Below are 25,925 nucleotides of genomic sequence, written 5' to 3' on the forward strand. Positions count from 1 at the left end.
TCTTTTCCGCGTCGGCTATTTGGCGGCGAGCGTCCGGCGCATGATCTTGCCGTTCGCTGTGCGCGGCAGGCTCTCAACAAACACGATCTCGCGCGGCCGCTTGTAGGCGGCCAGCCGCTCCTCGGCATGGGCAAGGATCGACGCCTTGTCGGGCTGCTTGCCCCCCTTCGGTACGACGAAAGCGGCGATGACGGTCACGTCGTCGCGCACGTGCATTTCCGTCACTGCGACTTCCGCAATGCCCGGATGATCCGATAGCGCCGCCTCGACCTCGGCGGGCGAGACGCGATAGCCCATGGCGTTCATCACGTCGTCGGCGCGTCCGTGATACCAGAGATAGCCATCCTCATCGAAGGAGGCGAGATCGCCGCCAATGAACCACTCGCCGCGATAAACCTCGCTCTCGTCGCCGGGCCTTTGCCAATAGCCGAGCATGAGGCCGGGATCGCTGCGATGGACGGCAAGCATTCCGGTTTCGCCCGTGGGTAGAGGCTCGGTGTCGCCATCGACGGGAAGCACGGCGATGCAACGCCCCGGCTGCGGCTTGCCCGGACTGCCTGCGCGTATCTCCATCGATGGGCCAGTCGAGATATAGGTCGAGCACTCGCTCATGCCGAGCGCTTCATAGAGGTTCTTGCCCGTCTCCTCGCGCCAATGGCGAAGGAGGGCAGGCGAGAGCGCTTCGCCCGCCGTCAGCCCGTGGCGCAGCGCGGAAAGATCGTGCGAAGCAAGGTCGCAATATTTGAGGATCTGGCGATAGAGCGTCGGCACGGCGGCAAAGAGCGTCGCGCGCGTCCGCTCCAGAAGCCTCGGCCAGACATGAACGTCTTTCGGTCCGATATAGAGAACCGTCGTCGCGCCGTTTGCCCACGGGTCCTGCAGCCCTACGCCGAGCGTATAGGTCCAGTTGAAGGCGCCAGCATGAAGCACGACGTCGGCAGGGCCGATGCCATACCAGCCCTGATACATGGGGCGCCGTCCCCAGGCGCTGCGCTGTGCATGGAGCACGCCCTTGGGCCGCCCGCTCGTGCCTGAGGTATAGACGAGGAAGGCCGGATCGTTCGCCTCCGTATCCGCATAATCGCCGAGCGGCGGATGTGCCTTCAGCCGCTTCAGCATGACATCGTCGATGACTCGCGCCTTGCCGGCATGGACGGCCAACTCACCGGAAACAGCCACCGCCGCCGCGTGTGAATCCGTCAGAAGAAAATCGGCCTCGGCCTCCGTGAGCATCGAGGAAGACGGCAGCGGCACGAGCCCCGCAGCAATGGCACCGAAAAAGAGCAGCGCATAGTCGCTGGTATTCGGCATCCGGATCATCAGCCTCTCACCGGGGCGAAAGCCCTCGGCAAAGAGTCCGGCCGCAATCCGCCGCACCGCTTCGTCGAGTTCGCCATAGGTCCAGTGCTCGGCCGCATCGATCGGGGCTTCGGCATCGGAGATCACGATCAGCGCGGTCTTGGCGGGCGTTTCGGCGGCGGCGCGCGCGAGACAATAACGCGCGAGGTTGAAGCGCGCAGGGCAGGCCTCGCCGGTAAAGCCGCGGGCGATTTCGGGAGCTGGAAACGACATGAATGCTTTGTACGAGCGCCGCCCCGGCGAGGCAAGCGCAAGGCTTCAAGGCGGCCCCTACGTCATCTCCGGCGACATTTACGCATGGCCCGCCAGCCGCTAAAAGATTCGCCAACAAACAGGCTAATCAAGGGAGTCAGAGAATGGGTAGCGGTCCGCTGTCAGGCGTCAAAATCGTTGAATTCGCAGGCATCGGGCCAGGGCCCTATTGCGGCATGCTGCTGGCCGACATGGGCGCTGACGTCATCCGCATCGACCGCAAGGGGGCGCGCGGTGGCTCGAAGTTCGAGATATCCAGCCGTGGCAAGCGCTCCATCGCGCTCGACCTCAAGAAACCCGAAGCCGTCGAGACGGCCCTGAAGCTCATCGAGAAGGCTGACATCCTGCAGGAGGGCTTCCGCCCTGGCGTCATGGAGCGGCTCGGCCTTGGCCCGGATGTCTGCCTCGCGCGCAATCCGAAGCTCGTTTATGGCCGCATGACCGGCTGGGGCCAGACCGGTCCGATGGCGCTCGCAGCCGGCCATGACATCAACTACATCTCGCTTACGGGCGCGCTGCATTCGATCGGTCGGCCGGGCGAGAAGCCTGTTCCGCCGCTTAACCTCGTTGGCGATTTCGGTGGCGGCGCGCTCTTCCTCGCCATGGGCATGCTTGCGGCGCTGGTCGAGGCGAACAAGTCCGGCAAGGGCCAGGTCGTCGATGCCGCGATGACGGATGGCGCGACCTCGCTGATGGCCATGTTCTTCGGCTTCCAGGCGGCGGGCATCTGGCATGAGCCGCATGGCACGAACATGCTCGACGGCGGCGCGCATTTCTACGACACCTATGAGACGAAGGATGGAAAGTGGATTTCGATCGGATCGATCGAGCCGCAGTTCTACGCTCTCCTGCGTGAAAAGGCCGGCCTCACCGACGCGATCTGGGACCAGCAGATGGACCGCGCCAAGTGGCCGGAGATGAAGACGAAGATCGAAGCCGTCTTCAGGACCAAAACCCGCGACGAGTGGTGCACCATCATGGAAGGCACCGACATCTGCTTCGCGCCGGTGCTCTCGCTCACCGAAGCCAAGGATCACCCGCACAACAAGGCGCGAGAAACCATCGTCGAAGTCGATGGCGTCGCGCAGCCGAACATCGCGCCGCGTTTCTCGCGCACGGTGTCGAAGATTCAGGGCGCGCCCGCCATCAATGGCGCGCATACGCTCGAAGTGCTCAAGGATTGGGGCTTCGCCGATGGCGAGGTCGACGCTCTGAAGAAGGCGGAAGCGATTTGACCGCATTGCCAGGAACGACGGGCCGGCGGCGCATCTATCTGATGCGCCACGGCCATGTCGATTATTTCGGACGCGAGATTGAGGCGGCAGGGGGCGACACCAAGGTCGTGCCCCTGACTCCGCTCGGCCAGCATCAGGCCGATGCGGGAGGACACGCGCTCGCTCATGTCCGCTTCGACCGCGCGATCTGCTCGGGCGTTCCGCGCACGCGGCAGACCGCCGAGCGCGTTCTCGCGGGGCAGACCGACAATCCCGCGCCAACGCTCGAAATCGAGCCTGATCTGATCGAAATCCATAACGGGCGTTTCGGCGAGGTAAAGAGCCGCGCCGAGCTCGCTGCCAAGATGGCCTTTTATTTTGAACTCGCGGGCGAACCCGGCGCGACCATGCTGGAGCACGGCGAAGTCTTCGCCGATGCCGAGCGTCGCGCCGTCGGCGCTATTCGTCGCCTGCTGGCCGAGCCGGGCTGGCATACGGCGCTCATCGCCGCGCATGAGGGTATCAACCGCCTGATCCTCGGCTGGGCGGCGCTCGGCGCAAAGGAAAGCGGCCTCAGGGCCGTCAAAGCCTTCGAGCAGGACCCGGCCTGCATCAATGTCATCGACTTCGACATGGTGCCCAATGCGGACGGATCGGTGGGCACGGAAATCCAGCGCGCCATCATCAAGGCGATCAATGTCACGCCGTATAATTATTTCAAGCACGGCATGAACATGACGAGCCTCGAAGCGATCTTCGCCAAGGACCCGCGCTGACCGTCAGTGCTTGTCTTCGATCCACCAGGTATCGCTGCGATAGCCGTAGATGGAGGTGCGCGCGGGCACCTTCACGCGGTCCCACAGCGCGACCCATTGCGTGGGCGAGTAGAAGAGCGGGATCACGTAATTGCCGGACAGAAGAACGCGGTCAAGCGCACGGACGGCGCTGACGAAATCGCTCTTTGTCTTGGCAGCCAGCAGAGCCGATATCGTGGCGTCGACAGCCTTGCTTTTGACACCAATGAAATTGTAGCTGCCCTTGGCGTCAGCCGCCTCGGAGCCCCAGCGGAAACTCTGTTCATTGCCGGGCGAGAGCGAGCTCGTCCACTCGAAAAAGATCATGTCGTAGTCGTAGGCATCGAGCCGGCCCTGATATTGGCTCGAGTCGACATTCCGTACACGAACATCAATGCCCGATCGGCGCGCCATGTTGGCATAGACGAGAGCCAGCCGCTCATCGGCAGGCGTCGCCACCAGGATTTCAAAGCTCAGCGGCTTGCGGCTCTTCGCATCCACCACCTGGCCCGCCGAAATGGTGTATCCCGCATCGCGCAGAAGCGAGAGCGCCTTCACGCGATTAGCGCGGTTCAACCCGTTGCCGTCGCCCACCGGCGCTTCATATCCGCGGCTCATGATCTCCGGCGTCACCGCGTCGGGAAAGGGTGCGAGCAGCGCACGCTCGCGTATACCTGCAGCGCGGTGATGCGAGGACAGCTCCGAATTGTCGAAGTAGCTCTGCGTCCGCCGGTAGACGTCGTGATAGAGCGATCTGTTCACCCATTCGAAATCGAAGAGATAGGTGAGGGCGATGCGCACACGCCTGTCGGCAAAGACCGGCCGTCGCGTATTGAAGACCATCGCCTTCATGCCGGAGGGCATCGCCGTCTCGAAGGCCAGCTTGCGGACATGGCCTTGCCGCACAGCCGGAAAATCATACTCGCTGGTCCAGCGGCCGGGATCTTCCTCGGGCCTGGCATCGTATAGCCCGGCCTTGAAAGCTTCGAACGAGGCGTTGCTGTCGCGGTAATAGTCGTAAACGACGTGCTCGATATTGTTTCGCCCGCGATTGACCGCGAGGCCCGCGCCCCAATAATTCGGGTTCAGACGATAGGAGATGCGGCTGCCGGGTTTGACCTCGTCGACGAGATAGGGGCCGCTACCCACCGGAACCTCAAGGCTCGACTCGTCGAAGGCGCGTTTTTCATAAACATGCTTCGGCAATATCGGCATGAGGCCGAGGATGAGCGGCATCTCCCGATCCGCGCTTTCTTCGCCCGGATCGCGGCGGAAGTAGAATTTGACGCTTCGGGCGTCGGGCCGCTCGATGCGTTCGACCTTGCCGTAATAGCTCTTGTAATTGGGCCGCCCCTTGTCGCGCAGTGTCTCCAGCGAAAAGACGACATCGTCGACTGTAACCGGCGTTCCATCGGAAAAACGCGCCTCCTTGCGCAGGCGGAAGGCGACCCAGCTCCGATCCGGCGCGGTTTCGATACTCTCCGCCAGGAGGCCATAGAGCGAGAAGGATTCATCATACCCCCGCGCCATCAGGCTCTCGAAAACGAACTCCCGAAGACCGACGGCGGGCGTCCCACGCACGATGAAGGGGTTGAAGCTGTCGAAGCTGCCGACTGCCCCGAAACGGATCGTTCCGCCCTTGGGCGCGTCCGGGTTCACATAGTCAAAGGCCTTGAAGCCGGCCGGGTAGGCTGGCTCGCCATGCATGGCAATGGCAGGCTCCGGCTCGGCATGCAGGGCGAGCGGCAGCAGCACCCCCAGTATCAACGCCGCTATTCCCGCCGTTCTACGCCCCAACTCGCCGTTTTCCTTCATTGCTTGCCCATTCCTTGGGCAGCCACGGATAGTTCCTGTAGCTCAAGATTACCGGTATTTAATGCCCCGATTACGTATGAGTTCGGACTATCGGAGCCGGGCTGGATATCTATAATCGCGCCGCGACTCGGACCGCGAGCCGGACAATACGGGCTGAATTTATAGCCTCAGAAAGGACGAACCTCATGTTTTTCCGTCGTGTGGCGCTCGGCGCCCTCCTGATCGCGCTGATCGCGCCCCTGGCGCCGGCCATCGCCGCAGACGCGACGTCGGCCGCGGCGGCCGAGCAAGGCCCCAAGCCGGAGATCAAGAAATTCGGTAGCTGGGCCATGCGGTGCGACACCAACCCGAAAGACGCAAAGCAGAAGGAATGCCACGCTTTCGTCGACATTCGCATTGGTGAGGACGGCAAGCAGCGCGTGCTCTACCTCGGCGTCGGCTACATTCCCAAGAAGACCGACGGCAGCATGTTCATGTTCGCGATCACGCCGCTCGGCACGATCCTGCCCGCTGGCCTCGGCATCGACATCGACAACAGCGGCAAGGCGAAATTCGGCGGCCCGTTCATCTTCTGTGTGCCGCTCGGCTGCCAGGCCGAAATGCCCCTCAAGGCTGAAAACCTGAAGGCGCTGAAGAGCGCCAAGGAAATGGAAGTCGCCTTCAAGCATGCAGGCAAGGGCGACATCAAGGTGCCGGTGAAGCTCGACGGCTTCAGCGCCGCGATCGCCGCTCTGCCGAAGCAGAAGGGCTGATCGTCAGTCTTCCCGCGTCGGGAAGAACACGCTGCGGAGCCAACCCCACAGCGTGTTTTCCCGGAGCAGGTAGCGCATCAGCCTGTCCATATCCTGTTCGATGCGCTCGGGCTCTGCGAAGAGTTCCGAGCGTTTTCGTATTGGACGCTCGGGGTCGAGCTGGCGCAGGACGCGGGCGGGATTTCCCGCCGCAATACAGTTCGCCGGAATGTCTTTCGTGACCACGGAGCCCGCGCCGATGATGCTGTTCTCGCCGATGGTCACGCCCTTGCCAACGATAACGCGAACGCCCAGCCATGCGTTCTCGCCGATCACGATTGGCGCATGCTTGTCGAGCTCGCGCGTCCGGTCATAGGTGTCGTGCCAATCTGAATCCGAGATGTAGCAGCCGCTCGCAATCATCGTGTTCGAGCCGATGGTGATGCTCTCGGAGGCGACGATATGCGTGCCGGGGCTCACCAGCACATAGTCGCCAAGCGTGATGCGTCCCTCGCGCCCATCGGTCGTCCAGGTGCAAAGCCGGATCATGTTGCCGACCGCGGCATTCAGATGGACGCAGGTGCCGATGCGAATGTTGCCGCCGAAGACCTCGACATTGCGGGGACTGCTGACGGCAAGGCCGGGGCCTGCCTCGTCGAAGGCGGGAACGAGGAAATGCTTCGTCTGGAAACGCACCCAGGCGCCTTGCAGGCGACGAATGTAATAAGGCCGCCTTTCGCGCCGCAATTCCCGTACTCCCCCGATTAATTGGCCCGCGAGACGGATAGCACGAGCCCGTTCATGGCTCACCCTAAATCGGCGCGGCTGAAACCCGCCTAATGAGCGGTCTTTGCGCGAATAGTGTAGATGCCACCATGCATGGGACCGAACAGCTCTTTCACCTGCGGGTGGCGAACGGGCTCGCCCGTTTCATCCGGCAGCAGGTTCTGCTCGGAGACATAGGCGACATATTCCGTCTCCGCATTCTCCGCGAGCAGGTGATAAAAGGGCTGGTCCTTGCGCGGGCGCATTTGCTCCGGAATCGAGAGCCACCATTCCTCGGTATTGTTGAAGGTCGGGTCCACGTCATAGATGACGCCCCGGAACGGGAAATACTTGTGGCGAACGATCTGCCCGATCTGAAATCTCGCCTGCCGGTTGATCTCCATGACGTATTCCGCGCTCCACAAGTACCGTCACGAAGAGTAGCAGTTCGGCATGAGGGCCTGCAATTCGCGGCAGCCGATAAGCCTGACGCCTGCCTTTTCGAGTTTGTCGCGAACGCGGCCCGAGCGAAGCAGCTCATAATCGGCGACTCGGGAACGCCAATCCGGGCAGATGCCGCGAAGTTCGGGCGTATCGAGAGCCGGGTGAAAGATCACATAGGCAATCTGGCCGGGCTCGATGCGGCTGATCAGATGGAGCGTGTGCTCCAGCCGGTCTTCTCCCACGGAGAGTGAGAGCATGAGCATCCGGTCGAGAAAGGGCACGCCCCGCGCTTCGAGCCTGCCGACGGTCTCCGAAAGAACGCGAGAAGTCTCCTCGTCATAGCCACCCTTGCGCCACTGTTCGGCGCGTAGCCTGAGCCCGAAGGGCACAGCGCCCGCTTCCAGCGCCGCAGATGTGAACTCTCCATAGAGGCGCGCATTCAGCACCGAGCCCATATGCGTATCGAAATGCGTGGGGCTGATGCCGGCCTCGCGGGCGAGCTGAAGTTGCAGGCGCAATTCGGCGCCGGCGGCCACCGGATTCGCATGGGCCGCGACCTCCGCCGAGCTGCGCGGGAAGCAGCGCTCGTCATCCATGAGGCCGCCCGCCGGATCGCGCGTCGACACAGGCCCCCAGCGGTAGCCGCTCCATTCGCTGGTCAGCGTCGCATGAACCCCGAGATCGACATCCGCGTTATCGCGCGCCCAGGCAGCGGTGGCGCGGAACCAGGGGCAGGGCACCATGACCGAACCGCATGTCACGGCGCGGGCAGCCCAGAGTTCGGCGAAGGCATCGAGCGAAGCCCCGCACATGCCCACATCGTCGACATGGAGGATCGCCACCCGGTCGGTCTCTTTGAGACCCAGTCGCATCAACGCCGGATTGGCTTCCATGCCGCTTCCCCCGTTCATTTTATTTTGATCGCGGAGCCGCGATCGGCATTTGCACTTTGGCTTTGGATACCCAATATGCACCCAACTGAAATTGGCCGGAAACCCCATGGTTTCACGGCGAGATATTGGAGAACTGAATGAGCCGATCCGTCGCACCCCTGTTTCGTCCCTTCACGATCAACGGGCTGGAGCTTCCCAACCGCATCGTCATGGCCCCCATGACGCGCACGCAATCACCAGGCGGCATTCCGGGTGCCAACGTGGCCGCCTATTATCGCCGCCGCGCCGAAAACGAAACGGGCCTCATCATCACCGAAGGCACCACGATCAACGATCCCGTGTCGTCGCTCGATGTTGGCGTGCCGAACTTCTTCGGCGAGGCGCTGGAAGGCTGGAAGCGCGTCGTGGAAGAGGTTCACGGCGTCGGCGGCAAGATCATGCCGCAGCTCTGGCATGTCGGCACCGCGCGCAACCAGAAGGGCAATGTCTGGCATCCCGAATTGCCGAGCGCAGGACCTTCGGGACTCGCCGCACCCACCAAGCAGGTCGCCGAACCGATGACCAGGCAGCACATCCAGCATGTCGTGGACGCCTTCGCCCGCGCCGCCGCGGATGCGCGCGAGATCGGCTTCGACGGCATCGAACTTCATGGCGCGCATGGCTATCTGATCGACCAGTTCTTCTGGGAAGGCCTCAACAAGCGCGATGACGAATACGGCGGCAGCATGCTGAAGCGCGAGCGCTTCGCCATCGAGATCATCGAAGCAGTCCGTCGCGAAGTCGGCAAGGACTATCCGCTCATCCTGCGCTTCTCGCAGTGGAAGCAGCAGGATTACACAGCGCGCCTCGCATCCACGCCGGAACTTCTCGGCGAATTCCTGAAGCCGCTTTCGGAAGCCGGCGTCGACGTCTTCCATTGCTCGCAGCGCCGCTTCTGGGAGCCGGAATTCGAGGGCTCGGACCTGAACCTTGCAGGCTGGACGAAGAAGCTCACCGGCAAGCCCACGATCACGGTCGGCAGCGTCAGTCTTTCGGGCGAATTCATCGCGGCCTTCGGCGGTGAATCCTCGACGCCTACCGGCATCGACGATCTGCTGGCGCGTCTGGAACGCGATGAGTTCGATCTTGTCGCGGTGGGCCGCGCGCTGCTGGTCGATCCCGCCTGGGGCCGCAAGATCCACGAAGAGCGTTACACCGCGCTGGAGCCCTTCAGCCCGGCGGCGCTCGCGACGCTGTCGTAAGAGCAGGCGCCGTAACGATCAAGGCCGTATCACCGTCATCCTGAACGGACCGGTATTCGCCGCGGCATGCGCAACGGCTTCGTTCGCATTGTCGAGGTCAAACGTCGTAATGGCGTATTGATCGAGGTTGATGAGACCCGCCCGAATGAGCCCGATCATCATGGTCGCGGCCTCGGGCGGGTACATCCACTTGCCATGAATGCTGATGCAGTTCCGCATGATCCAAGGGTAGGGCAGGTCGAGCCCCGCGCCGCCGAGCATGCCGACGCCCCCCATCAGAACAACCCTGCCATAGGGGCGCACTGCCATGATTGCTGTGCGAGCCTGCACAGCGCTTGCGGCAGGCGGGAGCAGGTCCAGGACGCAATCGATCGGGCCCGCCGCTGTTTCCCGAATTCGCTCGCGATCATCTTCCTCACCGCCGCGCATCGCCACAGTGCGGAGTCGAGGACCGAAACGGCCCGCAAGATCCTCAAGCACCTCCACGTTCCGGCCGGTCGCCACGACCCGACCGGCCCCCATGGCAAGCCCGACCGCGATCGCCGCGCTGCCGAAAGATCCTGTCGCACCATTGATCAGGAGAGTCTCGCCAGCCTGCAGCTTTGCCAGAAGCAACCCGCCATAGGGCACGAGGAGCCTGCCGAGGACGCACCACCGCGCCGCATCGGCCTCGTCGAGAGAACCGATCCGAATGGCATTCTCAGTGGGCACGCGCATCTGCTCCGCCCATGAGCCGTCTCGAAAATACTTTTGCAGCCTGAGACCGCCTTCGCCGCCGGCGCTCAAGCCCTGCAGCGTGATATCGGGAGAAAGCGCGTTATCGCGCGACCGCACGGTTGGATCGCAATAGACCCAGTCGCCGGAAATGAGATGGGTCGCGTCCGGCCCGGTAGCACGCACCCGGCCAATCGCGCCCGGTCCCGGGATGACCGGCAGATCCAGCAGATATTGCCGCTCGCCGCTGAACACTTCATTGGCATAGGCGAGAACGCCCGTGGCGACGACATCGACAATAACTTCGCCGGTGCCCAAAATCGGGTCCGGCACATTCTCAATTGTGAGCGGCGTTCCAAACGCCTTCAGGACGGCAGCTTTCATGGTCAATCCTCTTCCTTGGATGAGCCATGGTCGCATCGCTTTCACATTTTAATCAGGCCTGGTATTATCCTAGGATAATAAAGTCCCTCCCAATGAGGAGCGAAGACGATGGTGGACGCATACCGGAGCGAGCTCGGCGACTTTCTTCGGTCGCGCCGGGAGAGGCTAAGCCCCGAGGCTGTCGGGCTTCCGGAGGGACGACGCCGCCGGACATCGGGCCTCAGGCGCGAGGAAGTGGCGGAACTCGCTGGCATCGGCGTCGACTGGTACATCCGGCTGGAGCAGGGTCGTGCCGTCAGCCCGTCCATCACCACGATCGATGCGCTCGCCCGGGCACTCCGCCTCAACAAGACGGAACATGCCCATTTACGCGCGCTGACGGAGAGTGCCGGTCGCCGTCCTTTTTCGCCGGAAGTTGTGCCTGACCACATCAAAAGGCTAATCGACAGCCTGCCACAGCCTGCCTATGTCACCGGGCGGCGATGGGACGTTCTGGCGTGGAACGCAGCCGCGGACAAGATCTTCGCCTATAGCCGTCTTCCGGAGGAGGACCGCAACACACTCATCTGCATACTGACCAATCCCGTCACGCGACGTCTCTTCGGAGAGAGCTGGGCCAGTGAGGCGGAACGCATGGTGGCACAATTTCGCGCGACGCATGATCTCTGGGCAGGCGATCCGGCCTTTGTCGACTTACTGGATCGACTTCGGCAAGGCTGCCCCGAATTCGAGAGCTGGTGGGGAGCGCATGACATCGGCAGCGTCATCGCCGGCCAGAAGGTGCTAAACCATCCAAAGAAGGGCGCGCTACGCTTCGAATATGCGAGCTTTCAGTCGAATGACGACCCCGCACTGAAGCTTGTCATCTACACACCAGCATGAGACGCATCCCGTCATGGCCGGGCAGTTTCCCGGCCATGACGGAACGGGACGTCAGAACCCGTAGGCCTTTGCGAGTTCCGGATCGCGGGCGGCAACCTTCTTCGCCAGATCGACGATGACCTTCGCCTGTTTCCAGGTCGCGTCATCCTGCATCTTGCCGTCGATCATCGCGACGCCGGTGCCGTCGGGCATGGCTTCGAGGATCTTCTTCGCGAAAAGGACTTCGCTCGGCTCCGGGCTGAAGACTCGCTTCGCGATGGCGATCTGGTTGGGATGCAGCGACCAGGCGCCGACGCAACCCATGAGGAAGGCGTTACGGAACTGCTGCTCGCAGGCGTCGAGATCCTGAATGTCGCCGAAGGGGCCATAGAAGGGGCTAATGCCGTTGGCGACGCAGGCGTCGACCATCTTGGCGAATGTATAGTGCCAGAGGTCCTGCTGCGCGGAGGCGCGGGGTGAACCGTCGGCATGCGGATCTTCAAGCACGCGGTAATAGGGGTGGCCGCCGCCAACGCGCGTCGTCTTCATCTTGCGTGACGCCGCGAGATCGGCAGGCCCGAGGCTCATGCCATGCATGCGCGGGCTCGCGGACGCAATGTCCTCGACATTCTTCACGCCTTGCGCCGTTTCAAGAATGGCGTGAATGAGGATGGGCTTCTTCAAGCCATGCCTGGCTTCGAGCTGGGCGAGAAGCTGATCGAGATAGTGAATATCCCACGGGCCTTCGACCTTGGGCAGCATAATGACGTCGAGCTTGTTGCCGACCTCGGCGACGATCTCGGCGATATCGTCGAGCACCCACGGGCTGTTCAACGGATTGATGCGCGTCCAGAGGCCGGTCTGGCCAAAATCATGAGCCTTCGCCACTTCGATGAAGCCGCGACGCGCCGCTTCCTTGGCGTCTGCAGGGACAGCGTCTTCGAGATTGCCGAGCAGCACGTCTACCTGCGGGATCATCTCGCCGATGCGCGCGCGCACCTTCTCGTTATGGCCCGGGAAAAAGTGGATCATGCGCTCCAGCGCCACCGGCAACTCGCGATAGGGTTCCGGCGCGCCAATGGCGAGGGGCTTGTAGAAATTCGAAGGCAACTTCATGGGAAATCCGCTGGTCGAAGGGAGGTTGCCGCAGTCTAGAGCGCCATCCCCAAAAGTGTAAGTGGCTTTGTGAGCCGAATGCTGCAAGCCTTTGTTTCTCCGCCCACATTTAGCACAGAAGACGCCTCTTTCGGGGCCGTGGGCACTGGAGCTACCTGGGCCGGGCCGGGAATTGGGATCTAGCCCCCCGATGGGCTAGCATCTTCCGGCGGCGGCCAAGCCGCATTCAACCCCGGAGACGATCATGCCTGCTATCGCAAAGTCTGGCCTTCTCGTTCCAGTGTCGGTTGCGTTCGTTGCAGCGTTTCTCTCTATCGCCCCCAGCCATGCCGAGGAGAGTGACAAGACACAGCTGGTCGTTGTCGAGCATGCAACGACCGACGCCACGCTCGATCTCGGCGCGAAGGGCGACAGCAATGGCGACGTTCTCACCTTCGCCAATGAGGTCTTCGACAAGTCGAACAAGGAAAAAGTCGGCACGGATAACGGCTACTGCGTACGAACGGTTGCGGGCAAGGCATGGGAGTGCATCTGGACCCTGTCGCTCGCAAAAGGGCAGATCACTGTCGAAGGACCGTTCCTCGATGCAGGTGACTCCATGCTCGCGATCACTGGCGGCTCCGGCGAATACGCACATGCTCGTGGCGACATGCTGCTGCATGCTCGCAACGCGCAAGGAAGCGAATACGATTTCACCTATAACTTGAACGAATGACTTGACCGCGGCGGCTAGCGGGCGAGTTCCGCGCGGACCGGACCGGCTGAGATCATGGCGGCAAGGCCGATCAGCGAGACACCGACAAGAACCGAGAAGGAAACGCTGTAGCCGCCGCGTTCATACAGCAGACCGACGAGCATGGGCCCGAAAGCATTCGCGCAGGTGACGATCATCTGGGCGAGAGAGAGAATGCGCGCATAGGCCCGGAGACCGAAGGCTTCCGCCATCATCAGGGGCAGCATCATCTGCAGGTTTCCAACGGTCATGCCGAAGATGATCGAAACGGCAATCAGCGGCACCGATGCGTAGGAGATCGAGAACACCGCATAAGCCAGCGTCTGAAGCACCATGACGCCGATGAGATAATGCTTCGATGACATGCGCGGAAGCATCCAGCCACCAATGAGACGTCCGCCGATGCTGCCGGCCGCCATGAGCGAAACAGCGAGCGCCGCGACATGATCATTGTCCGTCCGCGTCGCGACAAGGCGGAACTGGTGCGCCAGTGCGCCGACCTGCGCCATCATTGAAAAGACATAGGACAGCGTGAAAAGAATGAAGAAGCGGCTGCGGACCGCATGTGCGAAGCCGACGCCATCGGTCATAGTGCCGCCATGCTCGCTTTTCTCGACCACCGGGTCGCCGTCTGGCGCGAGGCCCATGTCGGACGGCCGCGCCCGAAGGAAGAGCCATGTCACCGGCACAATGCCGATGATGAAAAAGAAGGCGAGCCAGTAGGCCGCATGTTCGAGGCCAAGGCCCTGGATGAGCGCCACCGAAATGGGCGTGAAGACAATGCCGCCGAGCGAAAGCCCCGTCGAGGCATAGGCGATCGCCTTTGAGCGCTCGCGATTGAACCAGCGCGCAACGATGGCCGTGCCCGGAATGACGGCCGTCGCCGCATAACCCGCGCCGAAGAGGATGTAGAAGAAATAGAGTTCGGTCAGGCCTTTGACATGGCCCGCGCAGGCGAGCGCAGCGGCCGAGGCAACGGCGCCGATGGTGATCAGGATGCGCGGATCGTAGCGGTCGAGCGCCCAGCCCACGGCAAGGCCCGTTATGCCATTGGCGAGGAAAAAGGCGGCGTTGGCCGAGGAAACCGCCGTGACCGAAAGCCCGCCATCGCTGACGAAGGCTTTCAGGAATACCGAAAGGTTGTAGAAGCCCAGGCCGCAGGCAACCGTCTGCACGACAAAGACGGTGGCGACGACATACCAGCCATAGAAAAGACCGCCTTTCGGGCGGTCGGGCGGCGTACTCATCTTCGGCACTCCAGCGGAACGCGAAGCGGCCCATCAAGGGCCGCTCACAGGCGCTTAATTAATCATTCCCCGGCAGCGGACAAGCGAAATCGTCGTACGCCCTAATTTCCGCTTGCCAGTGCCTGAAGTTCGGCCGCCATGACCTGGCGAAACTCGTCCCGGTCGGTGATCCGGTGGTCGCCCCGCGCATAGGCCTTCGCGTTCTCGAAGTAGAAGGCCGCGTTCATGATATTCGCCACCCGGTTGTCCCGGGTCTTGATGACCCTGGCGGGCGAGCCGGCGGCGATGGAGTTCTCGGGGATCACGGTTCCCTCGGTCACGATGGAATGGCCGGCCACTATGGAGTTCGCGCCGATCTTCGCCCCATCCATCAGCGTGGCGTTGATGCCGATCAGGCAATTGTCGCCAATCTCCGCGCCGTGGATCGTGCAGTGATGGGTGATCGAGCAATTGGCGCCAATGATCGTCGGCGTCGTATTGCCGACATGGATCATCACGAAATCCTGAATGTTGGTACGCCTGCCGATGCGCACCTCATGCATTTCGCTGCGGATGACGACATAGGGCCAGAGCGACGCGCCTTCGCCGATATGCACATGGCCATAGACGAGGGCGGTGTCGTGGATGAAGGCCGGATTGTCGAGGACCACGCCGGGTCCAAATCGCTTCTGTGGATCGTTCATTTGACCTCTCGTTCTGAATCGCTTGCGCCCGGATAGTCTGGGGACCGGCAGCCACCGCGCAAGGGCCTGATCCGGCGAAGCACGACGCTGGCATGTGCAGGGACGATCAGCTAAGGATTCACCTATCGGCATCAAGACCGACATCAGACAGGGAGGACTTAATGAAACTGTACAATTCCGTCGGCCCGAACCCGCGCGTCGTGCGCATGTTCATGAAGGAAAAGGGCATCGAGCTTCCCCTTGAGGCCATCGACCTCATGAAGGGCGACAATCGCCGCGAACCCTATCTGTCGAAGAATCCCTCCGGCCAGCTTCCGGCACTCGAACTCGACAATGGGCTCGTCCTCGCCGAAATCACGGCCATCTGCGAATATCTCGACGAGAAGTTCCCGGCCAATCCGCTGATCGGCTCGACGCCCGAGGAACGCGCCGAGACGCGGATGTGGACGCGCCGCGTCGATCTCAAGATCTGCGAGCCGCTGACCATGGGCTTCCGCTATGCCGAGGGGCTCGGCCTCTTCAAGGAGCGCATGCGCTGCCTGCCTGAAGCGGCGGCGGGCCTCAAGGCCATCGCGCAGGACGGGCTTGCCTGGCTCGACGGGCAGCTTGAGGGCCGCGAGTTCATTGCCGGCAAGCGACTGACGCTCGCCGACATTCTGCTTTTCGGCTTCCTCGACTTCGGCATCGTGGTCGGTCAGCCGCTCGATCCCGCGAACAAGAATGTGCTCGCCTGGTTCGAGCGCATGAAGGCCCGCCCGAGCGCGGCGGCTTCCGCCTGAACGATCCGCATTCGGTGGCGACGGACCGGCCCCCATCGCGGGGCCGGTTTTGCTTTGTCTTCCGAGGCGAAACGGCTAGGGTCGTAAAGTTCCGTTACTATCGGGGAGGGTGGCGACTTGAGGTTTTTCGTACAAGGTTTTTTCACCGTCGCGCTGGCGCTGGTCGCATGGACCGCGCTGCCGCAAGAAGCCCATGCCGACAAGGCACCGGACTGCCTGGAGAGCACGGAGCGCCCCATGGCGCCGGGCTTCACCCAGACCTGGTGGGACAAGCGCACGCCGCAGCAACAGAAATATATTCGCGAGCTGCCTTGCGAAGAACGCTACATCCCGATGGTCTGCATCCTGCTCGCCGATCCGGACCTGAAACAATGCACCAATTCGCGCGTTGCGGACTTCCGCGCGAGCCGCGCCTGCAAAGGCAAGGGCGCCGATTTCATGTCGGAAGAATTTGCGGCCTGCAGAGAAGCGTTTAAAAAGACCTTCGTCCCGCCGTTCAAATAAGGCCGGATAAACCCGCGACCGGCCTGGAGGATCGACGACGTGACCGACATCTCGCCCGACAATGCGCTTGATCCCGACTGGGAGTCTCCGGCCGCCGTCACGCTCGGCAAGAAGGTTCTGGAGCTCGATCCGGCGCGGGGCTATGTCCGCGCCTCCTATTACGCTGGCGACAATTTCGTCAATCGCGGCGGGCGCATCTATGGCGGTTTCCTCGCCGCCATGCTCGACGGGCTTTGCGGTCACGCGGTACGGCTCACCCATCGCGAGCCGGGTACGCCGCAGGTCACGCTGGAACTCAAAACCAGCTTCATCGGCCGGGCCGACAAGGGCACCCTGACCGGAGAGGGCTGGGTGCGCCATCGCGGCAAGTCGATCGCCTTCGCTGAGGCCGAATTGCGCAACGAGCAGGGCGAGATCGTCGCCCGCGCCAGCGCGACCTTCAAGATCGGCGCCTGACTCCTCAACGCTTCCATTTTTAATAATAAAGAACTTGCTTAACTATCGTCGCCGCGATACTAAAGCACATGCTTAACCAATTGACCCAACTCGACAAGGCCTTTCAGGCACTCGCTGACCCGACCCGCCGGGCGATGGTGGAGCGTCTGGCGCGCGGCCCGGTCTCGGTCAGCGACCTCGCGCGGCCGCTCGACATGTCGCTGCCGGCGGTGATGCAGCACCTCGCTGTGCTGGAAAGCTCAGGCCTCGTCCAGTCGCGGAAGGTCGGTCGCGTTCGCACCTGTCAGATCAATCCGGAGGCGCTCAGCGCCGCAGAGCAGTGGATCAATCAACGGCGGATCGAGTGGGAACACCGCCTCGACCGGCTGGGCCAGTATCTCGAAACATTGAAGACCGAAGGAGAGAAAAAATGAGCACGTCGCCAGTTCGGATTGCCCGCACCTTTCCCACCTTGCGCGAAACGGTATTCAAGGCATGGAGTTCCACCGATCATGTGAAGCGCTGGTTCGCACCGTCCGGCTTCACCATACCGCATGCAAAAGTGCAGATGCATGTCGGCGGCCCTTTTGAGGTCTGCATGCGCGGGCCGGACGGAACGGATTACTGGACGCGCGGAACCTTTACGGAAGTCTCTCCGGTCGACCGGCTCGTGCTGGATCTTTACGCCGAAGACCTGAGCGGCCATCGCTTATTCCGTGCACGAACGGAAGTGACTTTCGCCGACGCCGTCGGCGGCACGCACATGGAAGTCGTGCAGAGCTACACAGTGCTTGATCCGAACGCCGCGCCGATGATTGAGGGCGCCCCCGTCGGCTGGAACCAGACGCTGGAACGGCTCGAAGCCGAGATCGCGCGAATGGACGGAAAAGCCGAAGCGCCGCGCTCCGTCGTGCATTCCATGTTTCATCTCGAACGTACCTATGATGCGCCGATTCATCGCGTCTTCGAGGCATTCTCGACCGAGGCCGGCAAGTCCCGGTGGTTCGGCGGCGAGGCTGGCCAGTGGGAATCTCTTGAACGGCACATGGACTTTCGCGTCGGTGGCACCGAGCGGGCGAGTGGCCGCTGGCAAGGCGGCGTGGTCTCGACCTTCGACGCGATCTACCACGACATCATTCCGATGGAACGGATCGTCTATACCTATGAGATGCATCTCGACGACAAGAAGATTTCAGTGTCACTCGCAACGATCCAGTTCAAGCGCGTCAACGATGGCCGCACCACGCTGAAGATCACGGAGCAGGGTGCCTTCCTCGACGGCTACGACGACGCGGGGTCGCGCGAAGAGGGCACCGCCGGGCTTCTGGATCGGCTAGCCGCTTCGCTAAAACGATGAGCCAAAGCAAATAGGCGAGCAGCGCCCGACGAAGATGCGCAATATAAAATCATCATAATCCTTTAATAATTATGCAGATATTCCGCAATTAGGCAATAATTAGGGGCTTTTGGCAGCGGTTGCGTAGCTAAGGGTGGCCATGTCGGATGATTGGCGGGGTATTTTCCGCTTTGCGTCCAATTGTTCCGGTGTGAGGCGGAATACGACAACCCTGAAACCAGACGCGACTTCAAGCTCGCTCAAGGCCGTTGGATCGACCAAACGTGGGACTTTTCCGCCAGTCCACTTTTGCGCAGCCATCGGTCACGTGCGGACGTCGACGGCCTGCTTAGCCGCTATGCCGCATATGGAGCCGATCATGCCGGCTGATCGAATTTGCATCGCACGGGATACCAAAGCGGCGGCGTCGGCTCCGCGGCGTCGAATAGCTGTAACCATCATCGTTGGCTTGCGATGCGCAGCACACGTATCATAGGTTGCAAAACTGACACTCCCCCAAGAGAAGATGTTAACGTGCCGAAAGATATCCCAAGCAAGAAGCTCGCAATCAAGTCGAAGCCGACCAAATCCTCGAAACTGGTCAAGTCTGCAACGCCCAAGCCCGCCGCATCAGCATCGGCGAAGGCGGGTACGCCCAAGTCCGCCACCGCGGGAAAGCCTGTTGCAGCCCCCAAGGCTGCTGCCGGCGCGAAGGCCACGGCTGCGCCCACGAAGACTCCGAAACAGCGCGATCCGAGCAAGACTGAGCGTAACCGCATCATCAAGGAGATGACGGAAGAACTGCGCGCCATGCAGCCCCTGGTTTTGGAGGAAACCGGGTGGCCGAGCGAAGCCTCTCTCAATGCGGTCATCGGCGGCAAGGCCGCCGAGTTCATGGACCTTCATCACGAGCAGATTCTATCTGCCGAAGCCTATGTTTCGCTCTACATGAAAGGCTTTAAGGCGGCGATGGCGCAGCGGGACGCCACCACGCATCGCGAAAATTACGGGCGGCTAAAAAAATCCAAGGTCGCCCAGAAATATTTCATGCTGTTCCTCAAGCGTTCGTACCTAAAGCATTTCGATGAATATTCGCGCAAGCGCCCCCAACTCTATGAATCGGTGATCTGGATCGGCCAAAACAAGGCAGACTACGGCCTGTTCATCACGCCCGTCTGGCGCAAGGGCGAATGGGTCAATGACCGCAGTGAGATCCGACATTTCCCCAAGCGTTACTGGACCATAGGTCATGTGATCGAAACAGGGTTGGTCGTTAATGGCGACCCCGACCCCATCATGTTCAATGACATCGAGGCCTACCTTGTGTTCTTTAAGAACACGCTGGTTCGCGCTTCGGGTTCCCCTTACGAAAGGGAGGTCGCGAATCTCTACGTCGACTTCGTCCGGGCCTCGCCCGAGCCTGAGCATGTGCCACTTCTGATCCCGGAGTTCCGCTATGGCGGTAAAGCGGCGAAGCACGACTTTCGGCTCGACTTTACCATCATCAACCCCTTCACGATGGAGAGGGTTGGCTTCGAGCTCTCACCTTGGTCGACGCATGGCTACCTCGCTGGGCTGAAGGGTCTTACACAGGCCAAGATCAACGAGATGGCGAAGGACAATTTTGAGCAGGAGATGAAAAAGCACCGCTCGTTCTTCGACAAGCACGGCGTCTATGCGCTGATCTATACGGACCAGCAGCTTAAGAATATCCCGGCCTTGTTCACCGAGATGCAGAAATATCTGACGCCTGTCGACAAGGTTGCGCAGCTCGATTTTGCGCTGCTAAACGCCTTCTTCGCTTGAAGCGCCCCCGCCGGAGACCCAGAAAGTAGGACGGGTTTCGAGGTAAGTTGCTCCCAGCCCAAATGGCTTCATCTGGTCGGGAGCGGTCGAAGACGTGAAGCCCAAGGGAATGGGCGGGGCTGGCGGAAGGGGTGGGATTCGAACCCACGGATGGTTGCCCATCGCCGGTTTTCAAGACCGGTGCCTTAAACCACTCGGCCACCCTTCCATGAGGAAGCCATTACCGGCTTCGGACGGCTGACTCAACAGGGAAACGCTCGCGGGGTGCAAGATTACGCCTTGCCGAAGGCGATTTTCACATGTTCGAGACTGGCTCGCCTAAGCCGGAGGTAAAGGCGCTCGAAGGGCCGCGCGGTTTCCCGGGTGAGCTTCGCAAGCCCTTTGCGCTTGCGCCGGAGCTCGCGCAGGGACAGGCGAAGGGGCTCAATCGAGCTTGCGAATTCGCTGGTCTCGTCCAGCTCGCCCAGCCACATCTCCTGAATGCAGAGGGCGGGTTCGAGCTGGAGAACGTCGAGGCTGCCTGAGCCGAGTGCGGCATCGAACATCAAATCGTCAATCGCCCGGTCCATGCGCGTCGTCAGATCGAGGAGCCGCCGGGTGCCCTCCCGGCTGACAATGTAGCCTGCCGTGCCCTGATGGCAGGACCGCAGGCGCGACAGCGCATGGCCCGGAAAGGCGGGCCTCTTTTTCCGGCTGACCCAGACTCGCTGGCCCATCGTCTCGATCTTGATGACGTCAAAGGGAAGCAAGGCCCAGTCCTTCGCGGCCTTCAAGGCGGAGCCGAAATCCTCCGCCAGCCGCACATCGTCTTCCAGCACGCAACAAAGCTCTTCATCGCTCGCGAGGAAGCGCTGTCAGGCGGCGCGATGGCTGAGAAGACAGGCTATCTCGGGCCGGGACAGGTTGATGAGCGGCGCCGGCGAAAGAATGGCAGCCGCGTCTGCGTCGCTCAGGTTGTCGCCATCGACCGCCCGCATGCGCTCGAACGACAGGCCGCAAGCAGCAAGCTGGGCGTTCATCCGCTCAAGTCTGAGCTTGTGCCGATCGAGGTTGACGACGAGAACCAGCATTCGGAGCGCCTTGAGATTCCACGGGCGCGCATGATGCGTGTCCCGTACGGACGAAACAAGACGTTTAAAACAGCGGCGCTGGCCTCATTCCTGCGCCCGCGCAGGCTCCACAGCCGGGCGACCGCTAACCGCGTCGCCTGCATCGCGTGGCAAGGGCCAGAAGAAAATCAGCGAACCGAGGCTGATCGCCGCGATGACGAAAAAGGCCGGGCTGAAATCGCCGGCAGTCAAATGCGCATTGCCGCTCATCACAAGCGTCATGTGAAGCAAAAGCGCGCCGATGCCGACGCCGAAGCTCAGGGAGAGCTGTTGCCCGACGGCGGAGAGCGTCGTGGCGCGGCTCATCAACGGCACGGGGATATCGGCAAAGGCAATCGTGTTGAGGCTGGTGAACTGGAGCGAGCGGAAGAAGCCGCCGGTCAGCAGGATCGCGATGATGAGAAGATGCGGCGTCTCCGCCGTGAAAAACCCGTAAAGCGCCATGAAGAAGGCACATATGAAGGTGTTGGCAAGAAGGACGGGCCGGTAGCCGAAATGGCGGATGATCGGCCCGGCCGTGAACTTCATGGTCATCGCTCCTGCGGCGCCCGCGAAGGTGATCATGCCCGACGCGAAGGGCGTGAGGCCAAATCCCAGCTGCAACATCATGGGCGTCAGGAAGGGCAGCGCGCCGATACCCATGCGGAAAAGAAACCCTCCCAATATGCTCGCGCCGAATGTCTGCACACGAAGCAATGACAGGTCGATGATCGGTGCCGCGCTCACCCGCGTGTGGCGATAGTAGAGCGCGAGGAGGGCGATGCCCACTGCGAGAAGGGAAACGATGACGGGCGTCGGCAGGATGCCGCGTCCGACATTCTCGAAGCCGAACATGGTGGCCGCAACGCCGAGGCTGACGATCACGAAACCATATGCGTCGAAGCGCTCCGTGCGCGTTTCCTTCGTGTTCTCGATGAAGGTGATGGCCAGCGCAATTCCGAGAATGCCGATGGGAATGTTGATGAGAAAAATCCAGCGCCAGCTTCCGAAGGTCGAGATGAAGCCGCCGACCGGAGGCCCAAGCACGGGGCCGAGCAGGGCGGGCACGGTGAGCCAGGCCATGGCGTTGACGAGATCGGCCTTGGGCACGGTGCGCAGAATGACGAGGCGCCCGACCGGCACCATCATCGCGCCGCCTATGCCCTGAAGGATGCGCGCGGCAACCATTTCCGGCAGGCCGTTGACGGCCGAGCAGCCGACCGAGCCCAGCGTGAAAACAGCGATCGCCGAACAGAAAATGGTTCGCGCGCCGAAGCGGTCCGCCATCCAGCCCGATAGCGGAATGAAGATGCCGAGGCTGAGCAGATAGGAGGTGATCGCGAGGTTGAGGCGCAGCGGATCTTCGCCGAAGGAACGCGCGATGGCCGGAAGCGAGGTCGCGATGACCGTCGAGTCCAGATTTTCCATGAACAGCGCGCAAGCAACGATCAACGGGACGAGAAACCGTCTCGGGTTCGGCGCTTCTGACATGGATGAAGACGTTCGGGACACGGGCGCTTTCTAGCTCCGTCTGGTCGCGAGGAGCAAGTCATTCGTCCTGCCCATAAACCATAGTTTTGTTGTGGCCTTTAGAAACCCTTTTGCACCAGGGGTCCTCTGAGCCAGAATGGCACAAAACAAAGTGGCCCGGGAGGAACCGGAAAGCCACGCGCGATATTGGGGGGATTAAGCGTGTCGGCAGTGGATCTCACATCGACCTGGATTCCTTTGGGAATCCTCGGGGTACTCCTTCTCTACATGATCCATCTGTTCCTTCAGGAGCGGAGAATCTCGCGGGAGCTTCTGGCGGCTGAGGCCGTCGCCCCGGCGACGCCTGAACCCATTGAGGCACCCGCCGTCGCCGCGCCCGTGGTCGAGGCAGCTCCCGTCGAAGCGAAGGTGGCGGAGCCCGTGAGCGAGAAGCCCACGGCAAAGCGCAGCCTGGTCTGGCGGACGGCCTGGATCTGGCTGCCCTTCCTCATCGGCGTTGGCGGGCAGGCCTATCTCGACCACAAGCCGCTGATCGACCCACTGCTGCAAAAGGCAATGAGCTGATCTTCAGATCACGCCGAGGTCAGGGAGGCTTCCGCCTGAGGCAAGGCCAAGAACCCCGTCAATGATGCGGTCTGCGTCGGCAACGCCGCCATGCGCGAGCAGCATGCGGGCCTTCGCCACCATGTCCGCATGCGAGAGCGGCGCTTCAGGATCGCCCTTGGCGTTGGTTCGGGCAATTTCGAGCTTCGTTCCATCGGCAAGGCGAACGCGCACGGCAGAACCCCAGGAGGTGGGATAGGCCGAGAGATAGGGCTCGCGGGCGGCGACAGAAACCTTCAGCGCCAGCGCCGCGCATTCGCTGCGGGCGGCGGGACCGAAGGCTTCGAAATCGACGGGATGGCGCGTCAGCGCCGCCGCGACCGCATGCTGGAGCGAGAACTTCGCCTCGTAGTCGCTGTTGACCACCGGGCGATTGCAGACATCGAGCGCGGCCTGATAGGCGTCGACCTCGACTGCTTCGATTTTGCGCCCCGCGATCTTTACGCGCAGTTCCTCGGCGGCATCAATGGCCGGATGCGTGTGGCGGCAGGACGGCCAGGGCTTGATCGAGGTGAGCCGAAGCTGCCACGGCGCATCGGGCGCGCGCAGCACGGCAGAGGGATCGGCATCCGGGCAGGCGGCGCGGAAGAAGCCCTTTTCGCCTTCGAGAATATGCGGTGGGCCGGTGAAGCCGAAGACAGCCAGCTCGGCTGCCTTGAGACCCGCCTCTGCCGCATGGCCCGCATGAAGATGCTTCGTCATTGCACCCGTTTCGAGGAACTGCCAGAGCCCCGCCGACTGGCTGCCGGCATTGCCCAGAGCATCGACCGCCTGCGCATCCGAAAGACCGAGGAGGGCGGCGGCCGCCATGGCCGAGCCATAGGGGCCGCAGGTCGCCGTGTTGTGCCAGATGCGGTAATGAGCAGGCCCCACGGCCATGCCGACGCGGGTCGTCGCCTCGAAGCCATGCAGGATGGATTCGAGCAGCACGCGTCCACTCGCCCGACGATGCTGCGCAAGCGCCCATGCAGCGGGAACCACCACGCAGCCCGGATGCACCACGGAGCCGCGGTGAAGGTCGTCTGTTTCCAGAATGTGGCAAAGGCCGCCCATCAGAAAGGCGAGGTGTTCTGGATCGGGCTCGGCATTGCTGCGCATCTTCTCCGCCGACCAGGCGAGCAGCGCGCGACCGGGGACGGAGTTGCGGCCCGCGAGGATGTTCGCGACCGCATCCAGCGTGAAAAGCGCCGCCGCGTCGAGATCGCCGGGGCCAACAGCCTTCGAGCGGATCAGGCGGACGAGCCCCTGGGTAAGCGACTGGTTCGCGCTATTTTCCAGAACCTCGGCGGGTCGCTCGGCAGTATTCGTCGTCATACTTGTCCCCGGTCCGCGACAGGCGGCTATTGTCGTCAATCGTTAACGCGGCTCAGGCAGAAAGGAAAGGCATGCGAGGGGATGAAAGGAACGAACGGCGCTTCTTGCCGCTCCACCTGCGGCTGATTATAAGCATCTTGATGTTCGCGCGCGTGAGTCGCCGGTCCGGATGGCAGGCAGGGTTGTCCGGAGGCGCAGTTCCGCGCGGAACCAGGGGTATCCGAATGAGCCGTTCGATGTCGTCTGCTATGGTCTGGCCCGCGCCGATCAGGTCACGGGCGTTTCCATTCGGCTGGGCGGCGATAACGGCGATGGCGCTGATGCTTGCCGCCTGCGGCACAAGCAGCAGCACGGACCACGTTCCGACGGGCGAGGGCGGCAGCTACAAGATCGGCAAGCCCTATCAGGTCGCCGGCGTCTGGTACTACCCGCATGAAGACGAGAATTATGACTCCACGGGCATTGGCTCATGGTACGGCCCGCAGTTTCACGGCAAGCTGACTGCGAATGGCGAGGTCTTCGATCAGGAAGCGCTGACCGCCGCGCATCCGACCCTGCCCATGCCGGTGCTTGTTCGCGTCACCAATCTCGAGAATGGCCGCTCGGTGGTCGTCCGGGTCAATGATCGCGGCCCCTTCGTCAATGGCCGCGAGATCGACCTCTCCCGCAAGGCCGCCGAGCTTTTGGGCTACGACCGCAAGGGTACGGCAAAGGTCCGTGTACAGTATGTCGGCCGCGCTCCGCTGCCGGGCATTCCCGGCACGATGAAGACTCAGGTCGCTTCCGCCACCGGGCAGGAAACCTTCATCGCGCCGAAGCCCGCTATGGACGAGAGCGAGAAGCAGGTTGCGGTTGTGCCGAAATCCTCGGTCACCGCAGTCGAGCTCGCGCCGGTCAGTGGGGTGAACGTCGCTCCCGCGACGCCAGTTTCCTCAAAGCCCGCTTCCGTCTCATCCTCGACGCTTTCCGCGCCGAGACCGGCCGCGGGGATGCAACCCGTTTCCGACGATACGCAAGTCGCCAGCGCCAATGTGCTGCCGCCGACGCCCGCCGCCGTTGAGCATCTGCCCGTGACCGCTGGCACGAACATCTTCGTGCAGGCTGGTTCTTTCCGCAGCTTCGCCAATGCCGAGTCCGTGCATCAGCAGTTGCTGGCGCAAGGCTTCAACAACGTGCAGGTGAAGCCGGTGCAGGTCGAAGGGGCGCAATATTATCGTGTGCGCGTCGGGCCGCTGCCCAATGTGTCCGCCGCCGACGCATCGCTGCAGAACGTCATTCAGAAGGGCCACGCAGGGGCGCGCATCATCGTCGACTGAGACGATA

At 62.1% G+C, this 25,925-nt stretch carries 25 protein-coding genes, 1 tRNA gene and 1 pseudogene; 14 read left to right on the forward strand and 13 right to left on the reverse strand.

Annotation, left to right across the window (positions count from 1 at the left end; genetic code table 11):
* Positions 1-15: 15 nt before the first annotated feature.
* Positions 16-1,572 carry an acetate--CoA ligase gene (locus tag F2P47_RS11435; protein WP_152216491.1) on the reverse strand — a complete coding sequence of 519 codons (1,557 nt, stop codon included), beginning with the start codon at positions 1,570-1,572 and terminating at the stop codon, positions 16-18.
* 143 nt (positions 1,573-1,715) lie between these two features.
* Here F2P47_RS11435 and F2P47_RS11440 point away from each other — a divergent pair, with 143 nt between their 5' ends.
* Together F2P47_RS11440 and F2P47_RS11445 are read left to right on the forward strand one after the other, a co-directional pair.
* Positions 1,716-2,846, forward strand: coding sequence for a CaiB/BaiF CoA transferase family protein (locus F2P47_RS11440; protein ID WP_152216492.1), 1,131 nt, complete (start codon positions 1,716-1,718; stop codon positions 2,844-2,846).
* Positions 2,843-3,601 carry a histidine phosphatase family protein gene (locus tag F2P47_RS11445; RefSeq protein ID WP_152216493.1) on the forward strand — a complete coding sequence of 253 codons (759 nt, stop codon included), beginning with the start codon at positions 2,843-2,845 and terminating at the stop codon, positions 3,599-3,601. Before F2P47_RS11440 ends, F2P47_RS11445 begins: the two co-directional genes overlap by 4 nt.
* 3 nt (positions 3,602-3,604) lie before the next feature.
* Here F2P47_RS11445 and F2P47_RS11450 read toward each other — a convergent pair whose 3' ends face one another.
* On the reverse strand, positions 3,605-5,416 hold the full coding sequence (locus tag F2P47_RS11450; RefSeq protein WP_246176855.1) for an extracellular solute-binding protein: 1,812 nt from the start codon (positions 5,414-5,416) through the stop codon (positions 3,605-3,607).
* A 203-nt stretch (positions 5,417-5,619) separates the two neighbouring features.
* Between F2P47_RS11450 and F2P47_RS11455 the strand changes: the two genes are divergently transcribed.
* Complete coding sequence (locus F2P47_RS11455) at positions 5,620-6,186, forward strand: invasion associated locus B family protein (protein ID WP_152216494.1); 567 nt, start codon at positions 5,620-5,622, stop codon at positions 6,184-6,186.
* Positions 6,187-6,189: 3 nt separating this feature from the next.
* Here F2P47_RS11455 and F2P47_RS11460 read toward each other — a convergent pair whose 3' ends face one another.
* From F2P47_RS11460 to F2P47_RS11470, 3 genes are all read right to left on the reverse strand, one after another.
* A complete protein-coding gene (locus F2P47_RS11460; RefSeq protein WP_152216495.1) occupies positions 6,190-6,912 on the reverse strand; it encodes an acyltransferase in 723 nt (240 codons plus the stop codon).
* Between the two features lie 89 nt (positions 6,913-7,001).
* The gene (gene hspQ, locus F2P47_RS11465) at positions 7,002-7,334 is read right to left on the reverse strand and encodes a heat shock protein HspQ (RefSeq protein ID WP_152216496.1); all 333 of its coding nucleotides are present in this window, start codon (positions 7,332-7,334) and stop codon (positions 7,002-7,004) included.
* A gap of 27 nt (positions 7,335-7,361) precedes the next feature.
* Positions 7,362-8,267, reverse strand: a complete 906-nt coding sequence (locus F2P47_RS11470) for a polysaccharide deacetylase family protein (protein ID WP_185681079.1) — start codon at positions 8,265-8,267, stop codon at positions 7,362-7,364.
* A gap of 137 nt (positions 8,268-8,404) precedes the next feature.
* Between F2P47_RS11470 and F2P47_RS11475 the strand changes: the two genes are divergently transcribed.
* Positions 8,405-9,508 carry an NADH:flavin oxidoreductase gene (locus F2P47_RS11475; RefSeq protein ID WP_152216498.1) on the forward strand — a complete coding sequence of 368 codons (1,104 nt, stop codon included), beginning with the start codon at positions 8,405-8,407 and terminating at the stop codon, positions 9,506-9,508.
* An 18-nt stretch (positions 9,509-9,526) separates the two neighbouring features.
* Here F2P47_RS11475 and F2P47_RS11480 read toward each other — a convergent pair whose 3' ends face one another.
* On the reverse strand, positions 9,527-10,606 hold the full coding sequence (locus F2P47_RS11480; protein WP_152216499.1) for an alcohol dehydrogenase catalytic domain-containing protein: 1,080 nt from the start codon (positions 10,604-10,606) through the stop codon (positions 9,527-9,529).
* A gap of 108 nt (positions 10,607-10,714) precedes the next feature.
* Between F2P47_RS11480 and F2P47_RS11485 the strand changes: the two genes are divergently transcribed.
* Positions 10,715-11,488, forward strand: coding sequence for a helix-turn-helix transcriptional regulator (locus tag F2P47_RS11485; RefSeq protein ID WP_152216500.1), 774 nt, complete (start codon positions 10,715-10,717; stop codon positions 11,486-11,488).
* Between the two features lie 51 nt (positions 11,489-11,539).
* Here F2P47_RS11485 and F2P47_RS11490 read toward each other — a convergent pair whose 3' ends face one another.
* Complete coding sequence (locus F2P47_RS11490; protein WP_152216501.1) at positions 11,540-12,583, reverse strand: HpcH/HpaI aldolase/citrate lyase family protein; 1,044 nt, start codon at positions 12,581-12,583, stop codon at positions 11,540-11,542.
* Positions 12,584-12,827: 244 nt separating this feature from the next.
* On the opposite strand from F2P47_RS11490, the gene F2P47_RS11495 reads away from it, so the two are divergent.
* Complete coding sequence (locus tag F2P47_RS11495) at positions 12,828-13,298, forward strand: allene oxide cyclase family protein (protein ID WP_152216502.1); 471 nt, start codon at positions 12,828-12,830, stop codon at positions 13,296-13,298.
* Between the two features lie 14 nt (positions 13,299-13,312).
* Here the strand turns inward: F2P47_RS11495 and F2P47_RS11500 are convergent, their stop codons facing one another.
* Together F2P47_RS11500 and F2P47_RS11505 are read right to left on the reverse strand one after the other, a co-directional pair.
* Entirely contained in the window at positions 13,313-14,563 is a 1,251-nt protein-coding gene (locus F2P47_RS11500) for an MFS transporter (protein ID WP_152216503.1), read from the reverse strand.
* 101 nt (positions 14,564-14,664) lie between these two features.
* The gene (locus F2P47_RS11505; protein ID WP_152216504.1) at positions 14,665-15,246 is read right to left on the reverse strand and encodes a gamma carbonic anhydrase family protein; all 582 of its coding nucleotides are present in this window, start codon (positions 15,244-15,246) and stop codon (positions 14,665-14,667) included.
* A gap of 161 nt (positions 15,247-15,407) precedes the next feature.
* Here F2P47_RS11505 and F2P47_RS11510 point away from each other — a divergent pair, with 161 nt between their 5' ends.
* From F2P47_RS11510 to F2P47_RS11535, 6 genes are all read left to right on the forward strand, one after another.
* Entirely contained in the window at positions 15,408-16,025 is a 618-nt protein-coding gene (locus F2P47_RS11510) for a glutathione S-transferase family protein (RefSeq protein ID WP_152216505.1), read from the forward strand.
* A 117-nt stretch (positions 16,026-16,142) separates the two neighbouring features.
* Complete coding sequence (locus tag F2P47_RS11515) at positions 16,143-16,529, forward strand: hypothetical protein (RefSeq protein ID WP_152216506.1); 387 nt, start codon at positions 16,143-16,145, stop codon at positions 16,527-16,529.
* Positions 16,530-16,568: 39 nt separating this feature from the next.
* The gene (locus tag F2P47_RS11520) at positions 16,569-16,985 is read left to right on the forward strand and encodes a PaaI family thioesterase (RefSeq protein WP_185681080.1); all 417 of its coding nucleotides are present in this window, start codon (positions 16,569-16,571) and stop codon (positions 16,983-16,985) included.
* A gap of 68 nt (positions 16,986-17,053) precedes the next feature.
* Entirely contained in the window at positions 17,054-17,398 is a 345-nt protein-coding gene (locus F2P47_RS11525) for an ArsR/SmtB family transcription factor (protein ID WP_152216508.1), read from the forward strand.
* Entirely contained in the window at positions 17,395-18,321 is a 927-nt protein-coding gene (locus F2P47_RS11530) for an SRPBCC family protein (RefSeq protein WP_152216509.1), read from the forward strand. Before F2P47_RS11525 ends, F2P47_RS11530 begins: the two co-directional genes overlap by 4 nt.
* A 453-nt stretch (positions 18,322-18,774) precedes the next feature.
* Positions 18,775-20,106 carry a hypothetical protein gene (locus F2P47_RS11535; protein ID WP_204886648.1) on the forward strand — a complete coding sequence of 444 codons (1,332 nt, stop codon included), beginning with the start codon at positions 18,775-18,777 and terminating at the stop codon, positions 20,104-20,106.
* 120 nt (positions 20,107-20,226) lie between these two features.
* Here the strand turns inward: F2P47_RS11535 and F2P47_RS11540 are convergent.
* From F2P47_RS11540 to F2P47_RS11555, 3 genes and pseudogenes are all read right to left on the reverse strand, one after another.
* Positions 20,227-20,314: transfer RNA gene (locus tag F2P47_RS11540), tRNA-Ser, on the reverse strand.
* Positions 20,315-20,378: 64 nt separating this feature from the next.
* A pseudogene (locus tag F2P47_RS11545) lies at positions 20,379-21,176 on the reverse strand (glycosyltransferase family 25 protein).
* An 84-nt stretch (positions 21,177-21,260) separates the two neighbouring features.
* A complete protein-coding gene (locus F2P47_RS11555; protein ID WP_152216512.1) occupies positions 21,261-22,685 on the reverse strand; it encodes an MFS transporter in 1,425 nt (474 codons plus the stop codon).
* 201 nt (positions 22,686-22,886) lie between these two features.
* Here F2P47_RS11555 and F2P47_RS11560 point away from each other — a divergent pair, with 201 nt between their 5' ends.
* A complete protein-coding gene (locus tag F2P47_RS11560; protein WP_152216513.1) occupies positions 22,887-23,249 on the forward strand; it encodes a hypothetical protein in 363 nt (120 codons plus the stop codon).
* 3 nt (positions 23,250-23,252) lie between these two features.
* Here the strand turns inward: F2P47_RS11560 and F2P47_RS11565 are convergent, their stop codons facing one another.
* Entirely contained in the window at positions 23,253-24,602 is a 1,350-nt protein-coding gene (locus tag F2P47_RS11565) for an MmgE/PrpD family protein (RefSeq protein WP_152216514.1), read from the reverse strand.
* Between the two features lie 224 nt (positions 24,603-24,826).
* On the opposite strand from F2P47_RS11565, the gene F2P47_RS11570 reads away from it, so the two are divergent.
* Positions 24,827-25,918, forward strand: a complete 1,092-nt coding sequence (locus F2P47_RS11570) for a septal ring lytic transglycosylase RlpA family protein (protein WP_152216515.1) — start codon at positions 24,827-24,829, stop codon at positions 25,916-25,918.
* Positions 25,919-25,925: the final 7 nt, after the last annotated feature.

Source organism: Parvibaculum sedimenti (assembly GCF_009184905.1).
Lineage (GTDB): Bacteria > Pseudomonadota > Alphaproteobacteria > Parvibaculales > Parvibaculaceae > Parvibaculum > Parvibaculum sedimenti.

What these genes read in the sequence shown, in the direction of transcription:
- F2P47_RS11435 (WP_152216491.1), bottom strand. Translation starts at nt 1,572, where the DNA reads ATGTCGTTTCCAGCTCCCGAAATCGCCCGCGGCTTTACCGGCGAGGCC.
- F2P47_RS11440 (WP_152216492.1), top strand. Translation starts at nt 1,716, where the DNA reads ATGGGTAGCGGTCCGCTGTCAGGCGTCAAAATCGTTGAATTCGCAGGC.
- F2P47_RS11455 (WP_152216494.1), top strand. Translation starts at nt 5,620, where the DNA reads ATGTTTTTCCGTCGTGTGGCGCTCGGCGCCCTCCTGATCGCGCTGATC.
- hspQ (WP_152216496.1), bottom strand. Translation starts at nt 7,334, where the DNA reads ATGGAGATCAACCGGCAGGCGAGATTTCAGATCGGGCAGATCGTTCGC.
- F2P47_RS11470 (WP_185681079.1), bottom strand. Translation starts at nt 8,267, where the DNA reads ATGGAAGCCAATCCGGCGTTGATGCGACTGGGTCTCAAAGAGACCGAC.
- F2P47_RS11475 (WP_152216498.1), top strand. Translation starts at nt 8,405, where the DNA reads ATGAGCCGATCCGTCGCACCCCTGTTTCGTCCCTTCACGATCAACGGG.
- F2P47_RS11480 (WP_152216499.1), bottom strand. Translation starts at nt 10,606, where the DNA reads ATGAAAGCTGCCGTCCTGAAGGCGTTTGGAACGCCGCTCACAATTGAG.
- F2P47_RS11485 (WP_152216500.1), top strand. Translation starts at nt 10,715, where the DNA reads ATGGTGGACGCATACCGGAGCGAGCTCGGCGACTTTCTTCGGTCGCGC.
- F2P47_RS11490 (WP_152216501.1), bottom strand. Translation starts at nt 12,583, where the DNA reads ATGAAGTTGCCTTCGAATTTCTACAAGCCCCTCGCCATTGGCGCGCCG.
- F2P47_RS11495 (WP_152216502.1), top strand. Translation starts at nt 12,828, where the DNA reads ATGCCTGCTATCGCAAAGTCTGGCCTTCTCGTTCCAGTGTCGGTTGCG.
- F2P47_RS11500 (WP_152216503.1), bottom strand. Translation starts at nt 14,563, where the DNA reads ATGAGTACGCCGCCCGACCGCCCGAAAGGCGGTCTTTTCTATGGCTGG.
- F2P47_RS11505 (WP_152216504.1), bottom strand. Translation starts at nt 15,246, where the DNA reads ATGAACGATCCACAGAAGCGATTTGGACCCGGCGTGGTCCTCGACAAT.
- F2P47_RS11510 (WP_152216505.1), top strand. Translation starts at nt 15,408, where the DNA reads ATGAAACTGTACAATTCCGTCGGCCCGAACCCGCGCGTCGTGCGCATG.
- F2P47_RS11525 (WP_152216508.1), top strand. Translation starts at nt 17,054, where the DNA reads ATGCTTAACCAATTGACCCAACTCGACAAGGCCTTTCAGGCACTCGCT.
- F2P47_RS11530 (WP_152216509.1), top strand. Translation starts at nt 17,395, where the DNA reads ATGAGCACGTCGCCAGTTCGGATTGCCCGCACCTTTCCCACCTTGCGC.
- F2P47_RS11535 (WP_204886648.1), top strand. Translation starts at nt 18,775, where the DNA reads ATGCGCAGCACACGTATCATAGGTTGCAAAACTGACACTCCCCCAAGA.
- F2P47_RS11555 (WP_152216512.1), bottom strand. Translation starts at nt 22,685, where the DNA reads ATGTCAGAAGCGCCGAACCCGAGACGGTTTCTCGTCCCGTTGATCGTT.
- F2P47_RS11565 (WP_152216514.1), bottom strand. Translation starts at nt 24,602, where the DNA reads ATGACGACGAATACTGCCGAGCGACCCGCCGAGGTTCTGGAAAATAGC.
- F2P47_RS11570 (WP_152216515.1), top strand. Translation starts at nt 24,827, where the DNA reads ATGAGCCGTTCGATGTCGTCTGCTATGGTCTGGCCCGCGCCGATCAGG.